Source organism: Chryseobacterium sp. Marseille-Q3244 (assembly GCF_940807095.1).
In the GTDB taxonomy this organism is placed as follows: Bacteria; Bacteroidota; Bacteroidia; order Flavobacteriales; family Weeksellaceae; genus Chryseobacterium.
This window is the reverse complement of record NZ_CALNWX010000001.1, coordinates 361,528-383,996: the sequence shown is the minus strand read 5'-3', so window position 1 is coordinate 383,996 and position 22,469 is coordinate 361,528. Positions and strand designations below refer to the sequence as shown.

At 35.7% G+C, this 22,469-nt stretch carries 21 protein-coding genes; 5 read left to right on the top strand and 16 right to left on the bottom strand.

Annotated elements, in window-relative coordinates; translation table 11 throughout:
* Nucleotides 1-35: 35 nt before the first annotated feature.
* The 3 genes from NBX25_RS01785 to NBX25_RS01775 all read left to right on the top strand — a co-directional run bounded on the left by NBX25_RS01785 (nucleotide 36) and on the right by NBX25_RS01775 (nucleotide 1,994).
* Entirely contained in the window at nucleotides 36-413 is a 378-nt protein-coding gene (locus tag NBX25_RS01785) for a DUF3127 domain-containing protein (protein WP_123909572.1), read from the top strand.
* Between the two features lie 62 nt (nucleotides 414-475).
* A complete protein-coding gene (gene aat / locus NBX25_RS01780) occupies nucleotides 476-1,129 on the top strand; it encodes a leucyl/phenylalanyl-tRNA--protein transferase (RefSeq protein WP_250252583.1) in 654 nt (217 codons plus the stop codon).
* Nucleotides 1,116-1,994 (top strand): DMT family transporter, encoded by an 879-nt coding sequence (locus tag NBX25_RS01775; protein WP_123909570.1) that lies wholly within the window; start codon nucleotides 1,116-1,118, stop codon nucleotides 1,992-1,994. The genes aat and NBX25_RS01775 overlap by 14 nt, the downstream gene beginning before the upstream one ends.
* Before the next feature lie 206 nt (nucleotides 1,995-2,200).
* Here NBX25_RS01775 and NBX25_RS01770 read toward each other — a convergent pair whose 3' ends face one another.
* From NBX25_RS01770 to NBX25_RS01735, 8 genes are all read right to left on the bottom strand, one after another.
* Nucleotides 2,201-3,583: a tetratricopeptide repeat protein gene (locus tag NBX25_RS01770; protein ID WP_123909569.1), complete on the bottom strand. Its 1,383-nt coding sequence runs from the start codon at nucleotides 3,581-3,583 to the stop codon at nucleotides 2,201-2,203.
* Nucleotides 3,584-3,792: 209 nt separating this feature from the next.
* Complete coding sequence (locus NBX25_RS01765) at nucleotides 3,793-4,764, bottom strand: quinone oxidoreductase family protein (protein ID WP_250252581.1); 972 nt, start codon at nucleotides 4,762-4,764, stop codon at nucleotides 3,793-3,795.
* Between the two features lie 229 nt (nucleotides 4,765-4,993).
* Nucleotides 4,994-5,575: a Crp/Fnr family transcriptional regulator gene (locus tag NBX25_RS01760; RefSeq protein ID WP_123909567.1), complete on the bottom strand. Its 582-nt coding sequence runs from the start codon at nucleotides 5,573-5,575 to the stop codon at nucleotides 4,994-4,996.
* 44 nt (nucleotides 5,576-5,619) lie between these two features.
* Nucleotides 5,620-7,002, bottom strand: coding sequence for a phosphoglucosamine mutase (glmM, locus tag NBX25_RS01755; protein ID WP_123909566.1), 1,383 nt, complete (start codon nucleotides 7,000-7,002; stop codon nucleotides 5,620-5,622).
* A 69-nt stretch (nucleotides 7,003-7,071) separates the two neighbouring features.
* Nucleotides 7,072-8,085: a DUF4421 family protein gene (locus tag NBX25_RS01750; RefSeq protein ID WP_250252580.1), complete on the bottom strand. Its 1,014-nt coding sequence runs from the start codon at nucleotides 8,083-8,085 to the stop codon at nucleotides 7,072-7,074.
* Between the two features lie 219 nt (nucleotides 8,086-8,304).
* Entirely contained in the window at nucleotides 8,305-10,338 is a 2,034-nt protein-coding gene (feoB, locus tag NBX25_RS01745) for a ferrous iron transport protein B (protein ID WP_250252578.1), read from the bottom strand.
* A complete protein-coding gene (locus NBX25_RS01740) occupies nucleotides 10,338-10,592 on the bottom strand; it encodes a FeoA family protein (RefSeq protein ID WP_082811058.1) in 255 nt (84 codons plus the stop codon). The genes feoB and NBX25_RS01740 overlap by 1 nt, the downstream gene beginning before the upstream one ends.
* Before the next feature lie 134 nt (nucleotides 10,593-10,726).
* A complete protein-coding gene (locus NBX25_RS01735) occupies nucleotides 10,727-11,626 on the bottom strand; it encodes a GLPGLI family protein (RefSeq protein ID WP_250252576.1) in 900 nt (299 codons plus the stop codon).
* Nucleotides 11,627-11,828: 202 nt separating this feature from the next.
* Here NBX25_RS01735 and NBX25_RS01730 point away from each other — a divergent pair, with 202 nt between their 5' ends.
* Entirely contained in the window at nucleotides 11,829-12,326 is a 498-nt protein-coding gene (locus tag NBX25_RS01730) for a DinB family protein (RefSeq protein ID WP_123858368.1), read from the top strand.
* 51 nt (nucleotides 12,327-12,377) lie between these two features.
* Here the strand turns inward: NBX25_RS01730 and NBX25_RS01725 are convergent, their stop codons facing one another.
* Nucleotides 12,378-15,089, bottom strand: coding sequence for a Plug and carboxypeptidase regulatory-like domain-containing protein (locus NBX25_RS01725; protein ID WP_250252574.1), 2,712 nt, complete (start codon nucleotides 15,087-15,089; stop codon nucleotides 12,378-12,380).
* Nucleotides 15,090-15,767: 678 nt separating this feature from the next.
* Between NBX25_RS01725 and NBX25_RS01720 the strand changes: the two genes are divergently transcribed.
* On the top strand, nucleotides 15,768-16,649 hold the full coding sequence (locus NBX25_RS01720) for a cupin-like domain-containing protein (RefSeq protein ID WP_123909562.1): 882 nt from the start codon (nucleotides 15,768-15,770) through the stop codon (nucleotides 16,647-16,649).
* 60 nt (nucleotides 16,650-16,709) lie between these two features.
* Here NBX25_RS01720 and NBX25_RS01715 read toward each other — a convergent pair whose 3' ends face one another.
* From NBX25_RS01715 to NBX25_RS01685, 7 genes are all read right to left on the bottom strand, one after another.
* The gene (locus tag NBX25_RS01715; protein WP_250252788.1) at nucleotides 16,710-18,434 is read right to left on the bottom strand and encodes a M14 family metallopeptidase; all 1,725 of its coding nucleotides are present in this window, start codon (nucleotides 18,432-18,434) and stop codon (nucleotides 16,710-16,712) included.
* A 107-nt stretch (nucleotides 18,435-18,541) separates the two neighbouring features.
* Nucleotides 18,542-18,799 carry a hypothetical protein gene (locus NBX25_RS01710; protein WP_250252572.1) on the bottom strand — a complete coding sequence of 86 codons (258 nt, stop codon included), beginning with the start codon at nucleotides 18,797-18,799 and terminating at the stop codon, nucleotides 18,542-18,544.
* 167 nt (nucleotides 18,800-18,966) lie between these two features.
* Entirely contained in the window at nucleotides 18,967-19,713 is a 747-nt protein-coding gene (locus tag NBX25_RS01705) for a metallophosphoesterase family protein (protein ID WP_123858372.1), read from the bottom strand.
* A 76-nt stretch (nucleotides 19,714-19,789) separates the two neighbouring features.
* Nucleotides 19,790-20,332 (bottom strand): RNA 2'-phosphotransferase, encoded by a 543-nt coding sequence (locus tag NBX25_RS01700; protein WP_250252569.1) that lies wholly within the window; start codon nucleotides 20,330-20,332, stop codon nucleotides 19,790-19,792.
* Nucleotides 20,333-20,347: 15 nt separating this feature from the next.
* The gene (locus NBX25_RS01695; protein ID WP_250252567.1) at nucleotides 20,348-20,827 is read right to left on the bottom strand and encodes a hypothetical protein; all 480 of its coding nucleotides are present in this window, start codon (nucleotides 20,825-20,827) and stop codon (nucleotides 20,348-20,350) included.
* A complete protein-coding gene (locus NBX25_RS01690; RefSeq protein ID WP_250252566.1) occupies nucleotides 20,824-21,771 on the bottom strand; it encodes an ADP-ribosylglycohydrolase family protein in 948 nt (315 codons plus the stop codon). Before NBX25_RS01690 ends, NBX25_RS01695 begins: the two co-directional genes overlap by 4 nt.
* Nucleotides 21,771-22,457 (bottom strand): Sir2 family NAD-dependent protein deacetylase, encoded by a 687-nt coding sequence (locus NBX25_RS01685; RefSeq protein ID WP_250252564.1) that lies wholly within the window; start codon nucleotides 22,455-22,457, stop codon nucleotides 21,771-21,773. Before NBX25_RS01685 ends, NBX25_RS01690 begins: the two co-directional genes overlap by 1 nt.
* Between the last annotated feature and the right edge of the window lie 12 nt (nucleotides 22,458-22,469).

Sequence of the window (22,469 nt, the reverse complement as noted above, 5' to 3'; positions counted from 1 at the left end):
CATTTTCTTACTTTTACATCGTTAATAATTACGATATGGAATTACAAGGAACGGTAAAGAAACTTTTTGAAACTCAAACATTTGCAAGTGGATTTCAAAAAAGAGAATTGGTTATTTTAACCCAGGAACAGTATCCACAGCCGATAAACATAGAATTTTTGTCTGATAAAATTAGTTTATTAGATAATATTAAAGAAGGTGAGAACGTAAAAATAGGAATCAACATCAGAGGTAGAGAATGGGTTTCTCCACAGGGTGAAACTAAATACTTCAACTCTATCACAGGATGGAAAGTAGAGAAAGTTTTTGATAATGGATCAGAACCTACTCAGGCTATGCCTCAGCAATCCGCATCTCCTGTTTCTAATGAGAATCCGTTTGCCGGAGACGACGATGATGATTTGCCTTTCTAATTAAAGAATTAAGATCAAATATAAATCCTGCTTTCTTAAAAGTGGGATTTTTTTTCTAAAAAATGGTTCGATTAGACGAAAACGAAATTTCATTTCCTGATCCGGAGGTGTATGATGGCCATGATGGGCTTATTGCTTATGGTGGTGATCTGTCTGTAGAGCGCATTTGGTTCGCTTATCAATTAGGTATTTTCCCTTGGTACAACCCAGGAGAGGATATTTTATGGTGGTGCCCTGACCCAAGATTTGTTTTGGTACCTGATGAAATCAAGGTTTCCAAATCGATGAGAAAGATATTAAACAGAAATATTTTCACTTTTTCCGAGAACAAAAATTTCAGAGAAGTCATCAAAAACTGTCAGCAAACTATCCGAAAAGGACAATCCGGTACCTGGCTTTCCGATGAACTGATGGATTCTTTCATCCAACTTCATGAATATGGTCTGGCCAAGAGCATAGAAGTGTGGCAGGATGAAGAGCTTGTAGGAGGTTTTTACGGGTTACAAATCGGAAACATTTTCTGTGGTGAAAGTATGTTTGCCAAAGTCAGCAATGCCTCAAAAGCTGGGTTTATCCATTTTGTGGAAAGCAACAAAGAGCAGATTGAATTAATTGACTGCCAATCTCATACAGAACATCTGGAGAGTCTGGGTGCTAAAATGATTCCCAAAAAAGAATTTTTAAAAATCCTACACGAAAATAATGAACGCAGATAAAGAAAAATGGCTTCTTCTGGTGATCCTGAGTATTATTTGGGGGTCTTCTTTTATTTTGATCAAAAAATCACTGGATCATTTCAATCCATATCAGGTAGGATCACTAAGAGTGCTTATCGCTGGTATTATTTTGCTTCCCATTGCCATTTCCAATTACAAACTTTTTCCGAAGAAGCATTTAAAATGGCTTGTTTTAGCTGCCTTGACCGGAAACTTCATCCCTATGTTCCTGTTCCCGATTGCAGAAACGGAGGTCAGCAGCAGTATTGCCGGGATCATCAACTCCATGATGCCTATTTTCGTCATTATTGTAGGTGCTTTGGTTTGGAAGTTTGAAACCACAAAAAAACAGATCGTCGGAACACTGATAAGCTTTACAGGAGTCTGTATTCTGGCTTTTGGTGGTGGTGACAGCGGTGAACTTAAAATAATACCGATTTTATTGCTATTACTGGCTACTTTATGCTATGCTTTAAGTACAACAACCGTAAAATCAAAACTTATGGAGGTTTCTTCCGTGGTTTTATCTTCTTTTATCTTTTCTTTTGTTTTAATTTTTCCTTCCATTATCGCTCTTACGAGTACAGGATTCTTTTCTGAGTTCAGTTTTTCAAAGGACAATATGCTTGGGCTGATGTTCGTCAGTCTACTCTCCATTTTCGGAACCGGACTTGCCATGACTATGAATTATAGGTTATTAAAAGTTTCCACTCCGCTTTTTGCTTCAACAGTTACCCTTATAATGCCTATTGTGGCAATTATCTGGGGGATAATTGATGGTGAAAAACTAACTCTATTCCAATTTATAGGCGCAGGAATTATCATTGCCGGATTGATCTTTTTAAGGAGTAATCCGAAAAAATAGATGTACTACAAACACTGGAAGCTGGAAGTTACTGTTAGTGATATAATTGTTAATTGTCACTATAGATTTTAAAAATGGTAAAACAGAGAGAACGGTGATTCTTTATGACCTTCATAACTTTCCATCTCCAGTTCCCAGCTTCAAATCCCCTTAATCAATAAAAAAAGCCTGCATTTCTGCAGACTTTTTCGTTATTTGGAGTACGTTTAGTTCTTTTTCTTCACTTTACTTACCTTCACCTTTTTTACCTCTTCCTTGATGAATGGATATTTCTTTTGCATATCCTTTACCAAAGACGGATCCAGTTCTAAAGCTTTCTGAAGTGATTCTATTCCTTTATCCTGATCTCTAAGGTTGAAAAAACAATTGCTTAACTGATAAAACAGCTCAGCTCTGTGGTGATGCTTAACTGCTGCATTTAAAACAGTAACCGCTTCTTCATATTCTCCTACAAGCATCAGAACTTCTGAGTATGCATACCAGTTGTAAAACCTTGATGGTTCAGCATCTACAAGCTTTTTAAGACAGGCAAGACTTTCTTCAAATTTCCCTGAATCTATGAACAGGAATGCAAGTCTTTTTTGATAATCCAGATTATTCTCGTTCAACTGGGTAGCCTCTTTAGCAAAATAAAGTGCTTCAGACATGCCGCCCATTTCTTCATATAAATAAGACTGCTCCATCATCGCCAGATAAAACTGAGGGTCTTCTCTCAATGATTTCTGAAATGAGTTTAAAGCTAAAATAGGTTGCTTTAATGCTTTATTACACAGTCCGATTTTATAGAAAGTAAATGCTTTGGTATATTCCAGCTCAAGCATTTCCTCATAGGTTTCAATTGCTTTCTGGTATTGTCCTAAAGCTTCATAGCAAGCTGCTTTATTGGCATATACTCCTACAGAATTTGAATTAATGGCCAATAGATAATCATATCCTTTTATGGCTTCATCAAAATTCTTTCTATTGAAGTAGAATTGTCCATATTCAAACCATGCAGTTTCGGAATAAGGGAATTCATCTAAATATTCATTAAGAAAGGCAATAGCCTCCTCACTCTTATTCAAATCGCTAAAGCACACCATCGCATTTTCCATTGAATATTCATCAGAAGGATCTTCTTTGAGTGCTTTTCTATAATGCTTAAGAGCGTTAAAAGGATCACCCAGATTTACATATTCATCCGCAATAAAGTTGTGAAGGAAATTTTCTTCTTCCTCCAGCGTAAGGGCTTTTTTACAGATTTCAATGGATCTTCTAGGGTTACCCAGGTTCGAATAATACTTGGCGTAACAAACCAAAAAGTCTGTATTCTCCATAGAAGAACCTTTTAACTCATCAATAAGTTCTTTCGCCGTATTATATTCTTCCCACTCCAGAAGAATTTCAAGTTTTTTGATCTTGATATCTAATGAATTGGGATGAAGCTTCAGTCCATAATTAACGGCCATATCGGCGTAATTAAAATCACCAAGCTCCAAATAATAAACAATGATATCTTCCAACTCCTCGGTATCGAAGTAGAATTCGTCATTGTTTTCCATCATTTCTTCGAACTTTTTTACAAGTTCATTTCCAAAATACTCTTCCAATAGTGTCCTCTTTGTCGGCCCAATGCCTGAATTTACTTACAGACCTCGGCAAACTTTATTAATTAATAATATATCTGAAACTGATATTCAAATATTTATGCAAAGTTGCAACTTTTTTTTGAATTTTCCATTTCATAAATTTCTATTATAAAAATAGTAAAAAAAGAAAACCAATAAAAGGATTGTGGATAAAAAAATGGAAATTGGGGTTAAATTCTTACTACAAGCCTTTTTCCGGTTTGTATCTCAGCATTCCATACCGTTTCGATATTTTTTATATCAACCTCTTCAGTTTCTATTTTAATTTTTCCTTCCACAGCTGCTTTAAACATTTCGGGAATAATTTCTGAAAATAAAAGTGCTGATTCTTCTTTTGTCCAACTTCCCAATCCTGATCCAGAAATCCGGATATCTGTTGCTCTGAGAATCTGTGAGGACAATTGAATCGTATCACCGCTCATTCCACCAATAGTAACCAGTTTCGTTGTATGAGAAAATGTTCCATCTCCTTTAAACGCTGATAAAATCATTTCTACAGAATGTCCCCAGATATAATCGATAACAATATCGATAGGACTTTCATTATGAATTTCTTTTATTCTCGTTTTAAAATCTTCGTCACTTAACTGTAAGGAAACAACCTCATCTGCTCCCAGTTCACGAAGTGCCTGTAGAGATTCTTCGTTTCGTCCGGTAACAATAATTTTTTTTGCGCCATACACCTTTGCAATCTGAACGGCTATTCTGCCTGTAATTCCTGTTGCTCCATTCACCAGCACAACATTTCCAGGCTGTATACCGGCTTTGAACTTTAATGCCATTGCTGATCCCATTACCGCATTGGGAAGTGCTGCTGCTATGGAAAAGTCTAATCCTTCAGGAATAGCCACCATCATGTTGGGATTAGCAACTGCTTTTTCTGCAACGGTTCCCTTTTTACTGAAAAAATAGACTTTTGAACCGTTTTCAAGGTACCCCACTCCGTCTGAACCTACAATTGTTGGTTTATGGACTTCGCTTTCCGTAGAATAATGTTTCCCACTAGCTCTTGCTTTATCAAGGTTTTTAATGGATGCTGCCTTTACCGTTACTAATACTTCGTTTTCATTTGTTATTTCCGGCTCAGGAAAATCTGCATATTGAGGGATACTTCCTTTTTCAAATACTATTGCTGCTTTCATTGTTTTACATTTTTATACAAAATTATGAAGGGGAAAATGAGGAAGCGATAACATTTGTTATCAGTTGAGGAAACATATGAAAATGAAAGCAGAAGGCTGGGTTCGCAAGTGTTTTTACTATGTTTTTTTATTTTTTGAATGTTAGGGCAACTCAGCAAACAAGGTAAGCATAGCCTTCATTTCTACATGGCCTGCGAAAAACCTCCTGCTCCAAAACCCGTCTTCCTGCCTAAGAACTCTTCTCTTTCAATATTTTACTCTTTATCCTACTGAGATGCACCGTGGTAATCCCTAAATAAGAAGCAATATAATGCTGGGGGACTCTTTTGATGATCTCCGGCTTTTGCTGAGCAAGGTGAATATACCGTTGCTGTGGAGTGTCTTTTATAAATGAAAAGAAATGTTTCATATAATCGAAGATTCTCTCAAAAAGGGCATCCATCAATAGGTTTCTAAGTTCAGGAGTTTCGTAAGCTTCTTCAAGAAATGCTTCTACATCAGGTTTTTTAATTTTATACAAAATACAGGGTTCCACTGTTTCAAAGGAGACCATGCTCGGAAGACCTTTTTTAAAACTTTCCAGGGAAGAGAACATGGTATTTTCCAGGAAAAACTGAAAGGTAACATCTTTACCGTCGTTATTATACCAAGCTCTTACAATTCCTTTTTCCAGATAGAAGGCATTATTTGAAACATCTCCTTCATTTAAAAGTACGGTTTTAGCAGGAACTTCCATCCGCTCGAAGTTGCCTAAAAATTTTCTCCATTTTTCTTTCGGAAAGGGAAATTTGTTTTTGATATGTTCAAACATTCGGGGATAAAAAAAGAACGGAGCAAGTCCGTTCTTATGTTTATTTAAATTAAACTTTTAATCTTAGCGATGATATCATCTCCCAATTTATCAGCTTCTTCCTGAGATTTAGCTTCAGTATAAATTCTGATGATTGGCTCTGTATTGGATTTTCTAAGGTGTACCCAATTGTTTTCAAAGTCTATTTTAACGCCATCAACGGTAGAAACTTCTTCGTTCTCATATTCTTTCTCCATTTTACTTAGGATAGCATCTACATCAATTTCCGGGGTCAGTTCAATTTTCTTTTTCCCCATGAAATAGCTTGGATATCCAGCTCTTAGTTCGGAAACGGTTTTATTTTCTTTTGCCAAATGAGTCAGGAATAAGGCTACACCTACTAAAGAATCTCTTCCGTAGTGAAGTTCAGGATAGATAATTCCTCCATTTCCTTCTCCACCAATTACTGCATTTTTTTCTTTCATTAAAGTGACTACATTTACCTCTCCTACAGCACTTGCGAAATATTCTGAATTGTGAGTATGCGCAACGTCTCTCAAAGCACGGCTTGAAGAAAGGTTGGAAATTGCTGCTCCGTTTTTATGTTTTAAAAGATAATCTGCAACGGCTACCAAGGTGTATTCTTCACCGAACATTTCTCCTTTTTCATCAATTAAAGCTAATCTGTCTACATCCGGATCTACTACTACTCCAAGATCTGCATTTTCTTTTTTAACCAGTTCACAGATGTCCCCTAAATGTTCTTTTAACGGTTCAGGATTGTGTGGAAAATGGCCTGTTGGTTCGCAATATAGTTTAATGGTTTCACAACCTAATTTGTCTAATAACATTGGAATGGCGATTCCCCCTGTAGAGTTTACAGCATCTAATACTACTTTAAAGTTTTTAGCTTTGATTGCTTCAACGTCTACCATTGGCAAATCAAGGATCTGCTTAATATGAATGTCAAAAGCATCATCTCTTGTTTCGTATTTACCCAAATCGTCTACTTCTGCATAATTGAATTCTTCACTTTCTGCTAAAGCAAGAACCTCTGCTCCATTTTCACCACTGATGAATTCTCCTTTTTCGTTTAACAATTTAAGAGCGTTCCATTGTTTTGGGTTGTGAGATGCGGTAAGGATAATTCCTCCATCTGCATTTAGCTCAGGAACCATTACTTCAACGGTAGGCGTTGTAGAAAGGCCCAGATCAACCACGTTGATTCCTAATCCCTGTAATGTTGCAGTAACCAGGGAAGAAACCATCTGTCCTGAGATTCTGGCATCTCTTCCGATAATAAGGGTTAAATCTTTTTTATTTTTATTATTCTGAAGCCATGTTCCGAATGCGGAAGCGAATTTTACTACATCAAGAGGTGTTAAGTTATCATTTACTTTCCCTCCTATAGTTCCGCGAATTCCCGAAATAGATTTTATTAACGACATTCTGTTTTATTTCTTATTGATTAGTGTAATAATTTATGAGAAACAAAGATACTTAAAAAGACATTGACCTTATAAGACAGGGATCTTTTTTTGAACTTTATCATATGTATCTTTCACAACTCTCGGAGGAGCAAAGCGATAGCCTATGTACAGTAAACCGTACAGACTGTTGTTCTCTACGGTTTGATTCCTTGTTTGGTTATAAGCATATGCACTGAAATTCATCTTTCCGCCGAATAAAAACCGGTCTGTATTGTATCCTATGTGAAGACCTCCTTCCATTCTTAAAGTCAGATATTGGACATTCTTTATTGAGCCATCCCCAAAAACATCGCGATAGGTAGAAAATTTTCCTCCGAGTCCTAAGGCAAGATAAGGTGCGATATTTACATTTTTCCCGAGTACCCAGTTATAGAAATACCCCATATTGGCTCCTAATTTATACTGTGTTTCTTTGGCTTTTTGATCTTCTATTTTATTTCTTAAAATGGTAAGGTCATAATCCAGAAACGGAACCCAACTGCCACTGCTTTTCCTTTGCCATTCACCTTGTGTATAGATGCTTCTTGCGGAAAAGTTTTTATTCAGAATATAGGCGGTAGAGCCTCCAAAGCTTTGTACTCTTAAATCCGGGAATTGCATATAAGAATCTCCTTCCTTCCAATCTGGAAAGATCTCTTTCATATTTTCAATATAAAAGCCTTTTACATTTTTGTAATAAAGATTCTGGATGAGTCTGTTGGGGAAAAATCTGACACTAAAGTCCGTATAAGAGCTGTTCCCTTTCAGGTCGTTGTCATTATTCCCTGTGAAAAAACGGGGTGCAAAGGATATCGTTGCACTTATAATCCTATAGTCTATAGAAAAAGAAACCTTTGTTTTGTTATTGATAGAGAAGATCTGTTTTTTTTCTTTTCCCTCTTCTCCTTCTGTAAAAATATAGCTTTCAATATTAGTATCAAGATTGGCACGGACCATAACCTGATCTGCGTAAGATTTGATATCTGTGGTATCCCTTTGTGCATTGACCTGAGTGGCCAACAGTAGAAATACTACAACAAATACGTCTCTTGTAAGAATCAATCTGGATATTTTAAATTAAAAAAATGAAAATACTACATTTTTTTTAATTTATCCCTTGAAATCTGTGTTAAGAACAGCCACAATCTTTATCGCAGCCTGATCTTTTGGAACTGAACTTATTGGGCGCAAAATTCTTTTTAAGTACCTTGAATAAAGAATAGCAGGCAAATGCTACTATTAATGCAATCAGTATGTATTGAAAAATTAATGAAGAATCCATTACTTTAAAATTTGATATACTATCATCGACACAAAATATGCCAAACCTGTCATCATAGCTACCTGAAAGCCTGTCCATTTCCAGCTTTTGGTTTCTCTATAGACTACTGCAAGTGTAGACACACACTGCATTGCAAACGCGTAGAACAGAAGAACGGAAATTCCGGTCGCAAAGCTGAAGACTTTTTCTCCATTAGGCTTTACATCTCTTCTCATTTTATCAATAACTTTTACTTCCGGAGCATCATCTTCAAGGCTATACAACGTTGACATAGTCCCTACGAAGACTTCTCTTGCTACAAAACTGGTTAGTATCCCTACTCCCATTTTCCAGTCGTATCCCAAAGGAGCGATTAACGGTTCTATACTTTTACCCATTTTGGCCAGATAAGAATGGTCTAAATGAACGTTTGAAGCAACCATCTCATTGGGTTGTTGTTTAGGTCCAAAATAGCTTAACACCCAGATAATAATACTTACAATGAAGATTATTTTTCCGGCTCCGGTGATGAAATCCCATACTTTACCTAAAACCATTTTAAGATCATATCCAAAAAGCGGTTTTTTATAGGCAGGAAGATCCATTACCAAATAGGTTTTTCCTTTATCTTTAATAAATCTCTTAAGAATTGCTGCAGAGAATAATGCGACCAAGAATCCTAACAGATACATTCCCATTAGAACCAAAGCTTTATACTTTATTCCTAAAAATGATCCTTCTGAAATGATCAGTCCTATAATGATACTATATACCGGAAGTCTTGCCGAGCACGTCATAAACGGTGTTACCAATATGGTGAGCAATCTTTCTTTAACGTTCTCAATGTTTCTTGTTGAAATGACTGCCGGAATCGCACAGGCTGTTCCTGAAACAAGGGGAACGATACTTTTCCCGTTCAATCCAAAAGGACGCAAAAGCCTATCCATCAGGAAGACAACTCTTGCCATATATCCTGAATCCTCTAATAAATAAAGGAAGTACAGTAAAATACCAATCTGTGGAGCAAACACTACAATTCCTCCGATTCCCGGAACAATTCCATTGGAGATTAGTGAATTAATAGGTCCTTCCGGAAGATGTTCATTCGTAAAGGCTGACAGCCATGAGAAAAATTCTTCGATCCAGTTCATTGGATATTCTGCCAGAAAGAAAACACTTTGGAAGATGACCAATAAGATTAATAAGAAAACCACATATCCCCAGAATTTATGAACTAAAACTTTATCCAGTTTTTCTGTTAGCAATTCTTTGAACTGCGGTTGCTTTGAAATTACGTTCTCTAATATTTTATCTACGTTCTGATATCTCCTAACGGTCTCCTGAACCTGTAATCTTTTCGGAACCAAACTTTTAGACTGAGAATCATTAATCTGATCCATTACAGATTCTAGTTTATCAAGATCTGTTCCCAATGAAAGGCTCATCCAAGCTTTATATTCATTATCAAAGCCTTTACCAGATACCAATTTCTGGATGAACTCTTTGTGTTCACCAGGTATTTCAAATGAGGCATTTTCTGTTTTTACAAACTCGTTATTATAAACGGCTTCTCTCACTTCATCAATCCCAATCTGCTCCTTGGCATTGGTTTGAATGATCTTAATTCCTAATGCTTCAGAAAATTTCTGAATATCTATGGTGATGCCTCTTCTCTCTGCCTGATCAATCTGATTAACGATCAGAATCATCGGGATCCCAAGATCCTGAATTTGCTGGAATAGAAGCAGACCTCTTTTTAAACTTAGGGCTTCAAGAATATAAACAACTCCTGCGTAGTTTTTCTGCTCATCACGAAGGTATTTTGAGAAAATAGCCTCATCTTCTGAACTTGGATAAACGCTGTAAGAACCTGGAAGGTCAATGACTTCAACGTCTTCGTTTTTATGCGTATAGTTTCCCGAATGGCTTGCAACGGTAACACCCGCATAGTTTCCGGTTTTCTGCTTTTTGTTACAAAGTGCATTAAAAACCGTTGACTTTCCTACATTAGGATTCCCAACTAAAAGTATCTGTTTTTTCTTGTTTGCCTGCATTAATTCAATTCTTCAACAATGATATAATCTCCTTCTTCCTCACGAAGAGCAATCCGGCTTTTCTCTGCTCCAAACTCCACATACATCGGTCCATTGAATGGAGCCTGGTACAAAATCCTGAAAACGGTCTCCGGTAGAAGTCCCATTTCAATGATTTTATTGGGCATTTTCAGATGGTCATTATCATATCCCAATATCTTTCCCATTTTGTTTTTAGGAAATCCACTTAATTTATGTAAATCTTTCTCTTTCAAAGCCCTATTTTTTTGTAGTGCAAATATACGCTATTTAAATTTAATCTAAATAACGTTTAGCCTATAAAAAAATCAACCCAAATACATTACTGCACCTGGGTTGATTCGGAATATAATTTAGTTGATATGAATGCTTATTTTTTCTTTTTATCAGAAGAAGCCTGATCTTTTTCAATCGGATTATCATTTGAGTTAAAGTAATCCTTTGTCATTTTTTCTTGTCTTTTAAGTGCATCACCGATGGTTACATCAGATCCCGGCATTTTCATATTCATCATTTCCGGAGTCACTCTTTGTCTGATTTCAGCCATTGGATCCTGCTTAAAACTAGCATAGGCCTTGTCAAATTTTTCTTTTGTTGTAGGTGTTACTGTGTTGGAAACACCATATTTCGCATTGATCTTATCTGAATAGGATAACTCATCATAATTTTCAATCTTCTTATTCCCGCTTAACATCCAGGAATAGTTTTTCTCGTCATCTTCAATCTTAACGATTAACCCTGGAAGACCGTAGAACTTATAGGGGCCATCCTGAAAAGGAATATCTGAACTAAACCATGCAGTCCATTTTCTGCCTCCATATTCTGTAGTCGCTTTTTGAGTATTGTATTCTCCTATTTTCTGCTTATCCGGAAGAATATTCCAGGTAAACTTAACAGGGTCATCATATCCAAATAAATTCATGCTTACTCTATCAACATACTGCTCTTTCATTTCCGGATAAGTTTTCACAATCTTATAGGCAAACTTAGGCATCCTGATGAGTTTAGAAATATCTTTCCATGTTTTGGCTTTCTCCATTTCCTCAACAGCGAGCTTGATAATAGAATCCTGAGAAGGAATGGTATAATCCTGATAAATAGATTTTTTAGGAGTAATATCCAAAATCGTTATCAGCTTATCTAGCTTTACAGAGTCTTTTCTTGGCTTAAATGTAAGTTCATAAAAGAATCGGTTAGCCGTTTCTTTAGCTTCCTGAGCATTAGCAAAGGCAAAAAGCGTGATAAGAAATACTGAAAATAGCTTTTTCATTTCTCAAGTTTTATTAATTAGTGATCACTTTGGTGAATTTGTTACAGTTTTTTTTCAATTTTTTTAGATGGAAGCAGGAAGATGGAGGGGTAGAATTTAATATTGGTCAAACAATAACTCTTTGTATGTAAAAATTATGATTCTCTTAAAACATTTTAAGGCTTAAAATTTTTAACTTTAATCCTCTCAAAAACAAAATATTATGGATACTTTATCACAATTTAAAAATGAGCTGGAAGCCGAATACCAAACCACCAGAAAATTCTTTGAAGCTTATCCTGACGAAAAAAATGACTTTTCCCCTCATGAAAAAAGTATGAAAATGCTGCCTCTCGCTACTCACATTGCTGAAATTTTTGAATGGCCGAACACCATGCTTACTACATCTGAGCTTGATTTTGCCAGTGGGGCCTATCAGCCTAAGCAACTTTCTACGAGAGAAGATCTTCTTCAAACACTTGATCAGAATTTCAAATCAGGAAAAGAAGCCCTGGAAAATGCCAATGAGAATGATCTTACAGCAAGTTGGGCGCTGAAAAACAATGGAGAAGAACTGGCAAAATGGTCTAAATACGAATCCATTCGCCATGCTTTAAACCAAATTACTCATCACAGAGCACAATTGGGTGTTTATTACAGGATCAATGATATTCCTTTACCGGGAAGCTACGGTCCTTCTGCCGATCATCAGGCTTTTTAAATCTATACTATATCTCAACAAAAAACCAATCCTTTCGGATTGGTTTTTATTTTATTTAAAATTGAATTTTACCGTAAACATGACCTGACTAGGACGGAGCTGCATTGTGGTTTGTTTAATTGTAGCATCTTCTACTGTTACCTTTTCAAATACTTTTCTATCAGCAATATTCATCCATTTCAGTTCAAAATCAACTTTTTTCTTAGTCCAGCTGAATTGATAGGATACATCAAAAAATCCATTGTTAAATTTTGTATCGCCCAATTTTGAATTAATCTGATCCCAATAGAATCCAAGCGTATGACCTTCCAAAGGATAGAAGAATACATTTAAATTATGGGTATATCCTTCTATTTTTCCTAAGTTTCCTGTCAGATAGGCATTAGATTGTTTGCTCCATGTTTTAGTAGCATTAAAATCTATACTCATCCATGAGAAATATGTATTGTTCAACTTAAAGCCTAATGTATTGGCATCAGTCTTATTATCAATCAAATCTGTATTCCTTATCAATTGTGATTTTGATAGACTATTATTAAAGCTAAATGATGCATTGGTTTTAAATTTTGGAAAATATTTTCCTATTTCTGCATAATAGCTATTGCTTGTTCTTTTATTTTCACGCTCTATATATTCAGTCATACTGATCCCTGATGCATTAACGACACTTGAAGCCAATAAGTTATTTTTAGCATCACTTAGCCTATACCCAACATTAAAGAAAAGATTATTAAGTGGATTTCTATATTCCAACCTTACTCCTCCATTTTTTGTAGTAGTCTGAGGTATTGGATTTTCAGGACTCATTATACTGAACCCCCCAGGGCTTGTAAGAATATATCCTGCATAAGCAGTTTGTATATCCCCGAAATTATTACTGATTCCTCCGCTCATACTTGCTTTAAAGAATGATGCAAAAGAGTATTGAGCAAAAATATTAGGGGTAAAGGTCACTTTATTTAAAGACTTTGAAACATTTCTGAACTGGTCTTCTGCTTTTATATTATTAAAGTTAACCGGAAAGCTGGAAAATAAGCTCCATGATTCTGATTTATAGTTTATACCTACTGAAGCAGATGGGTTAACTCTAGTGAACTTTAAATCATTTTCATAAGCCAGGGTACTGAAATCAGGTTTGTTATCCTCTGTAATTGCATCAAAATTAGTAGTTAACTTATCTGTAGAAAAATCAATTCCAACTTGTGGTGTAAACGTCCATCCTTTTGTGGTAAAACTGATATTTGCAGAGTGTGATGTATCTAAACTTTTAATTCTAAAACTCTGTAAAGCAATGCTTCCAGGTGCAAACTTCATATTTTTAATTTCATCATCATCTTTCTCTTTATAAGGAATTAGTAAATAATTGGCAGGAGAAATCTCCAATACCTGTTTATCATTCTGATAACTTATATAGGATTTAAAATTGACCATTTTCTCTTTCCATGGAATGATGGTACTTAAGGAGTTCTGAAATGACGAAGTTGGAGACTGCAATGCTTCATTTCCGTATCTATATCCAAATTTATCATTTCTCTCTGCAAAGGCTCTATCTGCATTCCAAAACTGGGAGAAAGTTGTTGTATTTTTAAAGAATCCCTTTTTAGCATTCTTTGTGAAAATTAATTCTCCTTTAAGTTTATCTGTATAAAAATTATTCAGAAACCTGGTATTGTACTTTATTCCCTGCTGGATATCTGTAGTTATAGCATTTGACTCTCTTTCCACCGCATTATTAGTATAATTGGCATTGGCTTTAAGTTCCCATTCTTTTTTCTTATCAATATTGGTAAGGTAATTGGCAGAGAGGTAATGTACACTATTCAGCAAATATCTTTTCACAGGAAGATTGGGTGCATCTGCATTTTCTACACTCAGCCAGTTATTCTGGGAAATATTGGATCTCTTCCCTTCCCATCCACTTCCGAATGCCAGAATATTTCCTTCATTTTCCACCTGCTCACCCATATTGTTGGTTTTATAGTTGACTACCCACTGGCTTTTCTGTCCGAAAAACATAGGAGTAAGCTTCACATTCCATAGCCATGGTTCACCAAAACCGGTCCCCACTTCGCCACGGCCGGTCATAGTTACTGAGTTTTTAAGTTTAATATTGATCGCCGCCTGGTCTGAAGGTACTTTATCCTGAAGGATTTTTACCGGCTGGTGATTTTCAAGGACTTCCACTTTTTGTACAGCATCTTTGGGAAGCGAATTATTGATCGTCCCATAACCGCCTTCCATAAGGTCTTTACCGTTAACATAGAATTTATTGATTGCATTCCCCTGATACAAGATGGTTCCGTCTGTATTGACTTCAATCCCGGGAATCTTTTTCATGACATCGGCCAGGGTTCTGTCATTTTTACTGTTGAATGCTTTAAGATCATAGGAAATGGTATCTCCTCTCGCAGTGATCATTTTTGTTTTCAGTTGTACTTCTTTAATTTCTGTAGCTTCAGACTGCATTTTAAAATTCAAGGTCTGATCACTGTTGCTGATTTGCTTTGTAAGCGATTTCAGGTTGAAGGCTTTTACCTTGAGATCCACATTGGATTCCGGAGAAGTGAAAGTAACCTTGTACTCCCCTTTGGAATTCGTTATTCCATAAGCCAAAATGGCATCTTTACCCGGTTCTTCAATGGTTACACTTGCACTCGGTATACCTACCCCATCATCATCCGTAATTTTTCCGGAAATTGTTTTCTGAGCAAAGGTGAATACCGTTATAAAAAGCATCAGAAATAAGGAAATATTTTTTTTCATATCCACTATTTGAGTAATTAGTTAATCATTGTAGTTTTTCGTTACACTTTCTTTAAAGATATATTTTTAACTGAAAAGTTAAATTGTATCACTATAAAAATAGTTATTATTTGTTTTTTCAGCAAAAGAAATAAGTCAATCCGGTCAATTATAGTTTTCAATGCTTTATCTTACTGTAATGAAAATTTATATAAATGAAAAGTATTAAAAATCACTAACGAATGAATAACATTTAAATATAAAAATGTTAAAACAACCACCTTTATATTAAATATTAAAAATTTGGCCATTTCCTTTGAATATAAAATATTCATAAGTAGTCTTCTTTAAAAATAAAATTTAAAAATATTTCCCTAAATTTTGAATTGATATCGTTTAAGTCTCTTTTAATTCTTAAATTTATTCTCCTTTTAAAAAAAGTTTGTAAATAAAAAGAATAGTTATACCCTCAAAATGGATTTTTATTCATCTATTTTTATGTTTTTACCCTGAAATTCTATTACAAGGTATTTTTTGTTCATATTGGTAATAAAATTAAACATCGGATAAACAATTGTAAATATTTATATTTTTTATTTAGACTAAATAAGAAAATTTGAATTGAATCATATATTAAAAAAAATTAAACACGGGTTCATAAATATTTATTTAATAATTTTGTAACATAAAATTTACAAAATGGGAATTATTTTAAAGCCTATAGATGTTGTCGATGATATTTCTAAAGAGGAATTCTACGAAAAATATCTAAAGCCAAGAAGGCCCGTTGTCATCAAAAATATGGCAAAAAAGTGGCCTGCTTATCAAAAATGGACGATGGAATATATGAAGGAGGTTGTAGGAGATGTGGAGGTCCCTTTATATGACAGCTCAAAGGCAGATCCTTCTGCTCCCATCAATTCTTCGGCGGCCAAAATGAAATTCGGAGATTATATAGATCTTATTCAGAGAGAGCCTACTGATCTTAGAATTTTCCTTTTTGACCCAATAAAATATGCTCCAAAACTTTTAGAAGATTATATTTCACCCAAAGAGCTTATGGGAGGGTTTCTTGATAAATACCCAAATATGTTCTTCGGTGGGAAAGGCTCCGTTACCTTTTTGCATTTTGATATAGATATGGCGCACATTTTCCATACTCATTTTAACGGAAGAAAGCATATTCTTCTTTTTGATTATAAATGGAGAGAAAGGCTGTACCAGATTCCTTATGCAACCTATGCTCTCGAGGATTATGATATTGAAAATCCTGATTTCACAAAGTTCCCGGCATTGGACGGTGTAGAAGGTATTGAATGTTTCCTTGAGCATGGTGATACCCTATTCATGCCTACAGGATGGTGGCACTGGATGAAATATCTTGATGGTTCTTTCTCTATCTCGTTAAGGGCTTGGGATAAATCATGGGCAGTAAAGGCACATTCTTTATGGAACCTTACCGTACAACGAAAGTTTGATGACATTATGAAGTCTAACTTCAAGAACAAGTACATGGACTGGAAGGAAAAGATGGCCATTAAGAGAGCAGAGATCGCTTTAAAAAGAGGCTTACCAAAATAAATCAAAAAAGACGTTTCAATGAAACGTCTTTTTTGATCTTATTTATTTATTTTCAATTATTTACAGAACCCTAAACACCGGATACTGTTTGAAAGTTTTTTCTTCAAAATAAGGCGAATGTCTGTACACCCAATCCAGTTGAGCTTCTCCATCTTCTGCCAGTCTTTTATCTGATTTCTTTGCCATTTCAAATGCTTCCCTAAGCTTTTGATCTTTTTTGAGTAACTCAGCAGCTGTGTCTTCAAAAATATAGGCTGAATAATATTCTTTCTGAGCCAAGATGCCATCAAAGAAATTCCAGTTAAAAAAAGAATCCAATGCTTCAGGTTCAAGGGTTTCTATAATGTATTTAACTCCAGACTGATGGGTAGAAACAATATAATCACCTGCCGCAAATTTCTGATCTTTTTTGGAGGTCTCTACTGTGGTTTCATAATGCAGATAGTGTCCTTCGTAAGAGTTTTTTACCGTTTTAAAATCTTTGATCTTATAGGACTCCACGGCAATGGTACTGTCCTTCAGGATTGGCTTCATCTGGATACCGTTTCTCTTAAATTCCTCAATGATCCTGTACTGCGATTGTGGAATAACATAGTATTTAGGAATCGTGATATATCCAGTAGGTACAGCTGTGGTAAAAAGTTTTATATTCTTAGTAAAGGGTTTGTTTCTATCATAATACAGCCTTGGTTTTCCTGAGATTTCGCTTGGTTTATACTTTCCTTCATACCCTTTAAAATCCATAGTTGTATATTGGGTAGAGTCTATTTTCCAACGAATTCCGTACTGTTTACCGGCCTGGTATTGCTTAAGGTTCTCTATACGAAGCTGTTTTATCTTCTGGTAGTCTTTATCAAGATTCTGTACATTGACCAACATATATTTGTAGGTAGCATCTACCCTTTTATCATAAGGCTTCAGCATGTGAGTTTCGGGAACGGTTCCTAAAGAATTGAACAAAGTAGTATACCCTGTAGAATATCTGGGTGAATCTTCGAATGATGCAAAGCCTACTTCCGGAACGTCGCCATGAATATTAACATAAGGTGTACTCTCATAACCCAGCTTCTTCATATCATCAAGGTTTTTAGCCTGATAATCGTTATAAAAATAGGTTCCTAATGTATTTCCTAACCGTTCTTTAAAGGTTGAGATATAGGTAAAAGTATATTGGTAATCTGCTCCATTACTAACGTGGTTATCAATAAAAACATCGGGTTTCAGCCATTGATAGATTTCCTGAAAGCTTTTGGCATTTTTAGAATCTGCTTTAATGAAGTCTCTGTTAAGATCATAGTTCCTTGCATTTCCTCTGAATCCATATTGCTCCGGACCATTCTGATTAGCTCTGGAATGTGATCCCCTGTTCAGCATCCCACTGACATTATAGGCTGAAATAGCAGCAATGATAAAGTTTTGTGGAGTTTTAATCTTTTTCGTGGCTAAATCTCTCATCAGCATCATGGTAGCATCAATTCCGTCCGGTTCACCCGGGTGAATTCCGTTATTGACAAAGAGAATGGCTTTATCTTTTCTCAGTTTTTCGGGATCTTTTTCAGGAAAAGGATTGTATATAACAACATAAATAGGCTTTCCGTTGTCATCTTCTCCTTTTTTAAGATACTGAATGGTATTAAAATTTTTGGCCAGATCCTGATAATAGGCATTCATTTCATCATAGGTAACAGTTTGATTACCGTTTCCTTTTTCAAAAGGGGTCTGGAATGATTTCTGAGCAAAAAGAAGAGAAGAACTTAAGGTAAGCAGGAGATATTTCAGTTTCATTATTGACATAATTTTCAGGATTTAAAATTAATCAATATGATCCTGTCAAAAAAGCAAAATATACATCAATATAGTATTTTTCTGCTTCCTGTCCAATGATAAGGGGATTAGAGATTTCTTGATTTGATCTCTTTATTCACTAAGTTTAGATTGATAAGCAAAGGAGCCATCGTTACAGGCATTACAATGAATGGAGTAAATGCTGCAAAGGGAAAGCCTTTCGCCCCTTTTATGGCCAGAATTGTAATAAATGCTATAATGCCTAGTATAAAAACAATTCCAAAGCCAATAGAAACTCCTTTGAATGTATTTCTTTTTTTAAGCAGCTCTTCATCAGATAATTGTTCGTAGATATTTTTCTTCATAGCGGATCGTTTTTACAAATATAGAAGGTTTCAGGGATATAAAATACTAAAAGAAGAGAGGAAATTACTAAGTTTGAAAGTAGGCGCAATCCAACAAGATTAGTGCCTACGAACAAAAGGAAGAACACATCAATTTATGATCCTTGAAAAGTTTAATTCCTTATTTATCATCTATTTAACATATCGCCATTCCTTCCTTTTTCATTAGGATATAATGAGGGAAGCGGATCACTTTGCCAGAATTCATTGGTATCAATATCCATGATAGATAATGCACCTGTAAATGCAGCTCCGGTATCCATATTCCAGATATTGGCTTTATTGGTTGGAGTTTTACTTCCAATATACAGCGTTGGAGTATGTCCGATAAATATTTCCTTGTAAAGAAGCAGCCTTTTGGGATATAACATGGAGTGCTTTTCCAGTTTCTTATCCATGGCTACAGCTGTTTCCCAAAGGGTTCTGTCCCAGCGGTAATTGCTGGAATACACTTCTTTTTCAGGTCCGTGCATGGACGAGTATCCGGCATGAATAAACAGACGGTTCTGGTCATCAACGTGATAACTTTTCATACGCTGGAAAAACTCAAGATGTAACTCTTGATCTTCCTGAGAATAATTCTCATAACTGTCTACCGTACTTTTCCCGCCATTGGAAAGCCATACACCAGGCCCTTCTCCACGGGCTAACCAATCTTCACACCATACGTCATGATTTCCTTTGATAAAAATACAGTTGTTCTTTTCGGAAAGTTCTATTAAAGTTTGAATAACCTGGAAAGATTCACTCCAACCGTCTACATAATCTCCAAGGAAGATCAGCTTGTCATTTGGGGCTACTTCAGCCCTTTCAAGTACCTGTTCTAATGCTCTAAATCCGCCGTGAATGTCTCCTATTACTAATGTTCTGTTCATTTCATGCTTTAGTTGGTGAAAAGATAAGCCATTATCTTTAAATAATGGCTCTTCCAGTTCAACACTGCTATTTTTATTATTTTGAAATGTATTTCGGATCTATAAACTCTGTGAGCCACACTCCGTTAGCAGATTGGAAAAAGAATAAGCCATCCTCATGCATTTTTCCGGTTCTGATCGTCAGGATTATAGGTTTACCGTGTCTCATTCCCACTTTCGTAGCGGTCTCTTTATCAGCGCTTAAGTGTACATGATGGCGGGTTCTTTTTTCAATTCCTTTTTCTAAAATGGAGGAAATATTGGCTTCAGCCGTTCCGTGATATAAAAACTCAGGCGGTTGTAGAGCTTCCAAAGCTAAATTGATGTCGATAGAATGTCCCTGGCTGGCTCTGATTTTTGTTTTATCATCATTAAAAGCAAATCTTTTTTTATTATTGGTTTCAACCACCTCATCTAATTCTTCAAAAGAAAAATGTACTCTTTTTTTTGCTGATTTTGCTCTCAGCTCTTCTACATCTGCCCAGCCGTTTTCATCCAGCTTTAAGCCGATAGTTTCAGGTTGATGCCTCAAAATAAGGCTTAAAAATTTACTTATTCTTTTTGTTTCTATTTCGTTCATTGGTTTTTGTTTTAATTAAGCATTATAAAATTCCGGGGAAAAGGTCACTATAAATCCTGTTGTTTTATTGATTTCCTCTGCATATTGATCAAAATAATAAATCTCCGGTGATATTGAAAGCATTACAAATGATTTTTCATACAGATAAACCCACAAACAAGCTTCAGCGGGGCCCCTTCCTTTAAGGACATTTTGAATTTCGATTCTACTGATCTTATTCAGAGGAACTAATAAGGTTCTCTTTTGATCCGTAAACCCCAGCAGGCTATTTTGACGATCCATCCAAAGTAATGACTTATCCTTTAAAATATTCAATACTTCATCCGGTGTCTGAAATAAATAATCCGGCGAATAATGAACACGACAATCTCCTAATTCTACCACTTTATTGATATCTATTCTTCCTATATATTGCTGCAAAGGGAAATTCTGAATATCATTATCGGAATCATATTTGGAAAACATATTGAGAATAGCTTTTAGGAAAGATTTCATTCGCTTATAGAGTATTTATGGTTTAACTTTTCACATATTTTTTCAATATCATCTTTTCTTACCAGCTCCCCAACCCATTCCTGGGGTATATTTTCAAAACCATAATAGATTCCCGCCAACCCTCCGGTAATAGCTCCGGTTGTGTCTGTATCTTCACCCAGGTTTACAGCTTTCAATACGGCTTCAGAGTAGCTTTCTGAGTTTAAAAAACACCATAAAGAAGCTTCCAGGCTGTGTAACACATAGCCACTTCCTCTTATTTCTTCTTCGGAATACCCTGAAATATCATTTTTTAAAATCCTATGAAAAAGCTCAATCTCATTTAAGCTAAACCATTGTTTTTCTGCATATTCCAGAACCACATTTTGTGTATAAGTATATGCTTCCGTTTTATTTTTTCCTTTTATTAACTGAATTGCAAAAATCACATAGATAAAACAGGCAAAAACAGATCGGAAATGTCCATGAGTAATTGTGGAAACTTCCTTTACCGTTTTGTAAATCTTTTCAAGATTTTCTTCATCTTTGAAATAAAAAGCCAGAGGAAGAATTCTCATTAAGGATCCGTTTCCATTATCTTCTTCAAAAACATTTCCTGAAAATCTGGCACTCTCTCCTTTAATTAGTCTTGTAATGGCTTCCCTTGTAGTTCCTCCAATATCGAAAAGTCTTCCGTGGGCAGTCCAGTGGCCATATTTCACCCATTTTACAAAACTTTGTCCAATTTTTTCCAGATCATAGCCTTTTATAAGAACCTCAGCGAGGCAGAGCGTCAGAGAGCTATCATCACTCCAGGTACCTTTGGGTTGATTATGTGATCCAAATTCCTGCATTTTAGTTACCGGAAAACGTTTCAAATAATCTCTATCTTTGAATTCTACCGGAACACCAAGTGCATCGCCGATGCATACTCCCATAATTCCAGCTTTTACTTTATTTTTCATCAGGCAAGTTTTACCAGTTTATCAAACAACAGTTTCATTCCTTGTGTGGCTGTTTCTTTCATCACTACCGCTCTTTGCCCATAACCAAAACCTGTTTCATTAGGATTGATAACAATTAAAAGACAATCATCTTTGATATCGTGGATCAGGCCCGCAGCCGGATATACCTGCAAAGAAGTTCCGATGACCAGCAAAATATCTGAATCTTTTACTATTTCTCTGGCATCCTGATATAAAGGAACATCTTCCCCAAACCAAACGATAAAAGGCCTCAACTGAGCTCCGTCTTCTGCTTTATCTCCTATCTTAATATCGTCTTTCTGCTCATAGATCAATCTTTTATTATTGCATGAGCATGATTTGAACAATTCTCCATGGATGTGAAGGGTCTTGGTGGAACCGGCTCTTTCATGCAGGTCATCAATATTTTGGGTGATGATCTGAACATCAAAGTATTTTTCCAGTTCTGCTACTAGTTTGTGGGCTTCATTAGGTTGTACTTCATGAAGCTGACGTCTTCTCTGGTTGTAAAATTCCAATACCAAGGTTCTATCTTTTCTCCATCCTTCCGGACTGGCTACATCGGTTACATTATGATTTTCCCAAAGGCCGTCTCCATCTCTGAAGGTTTGTATTCCGCTTTCAGCACTGATTCCCGCACCGCTTAATATGGTTAGTTTTTTCATTGGTTTTAAATT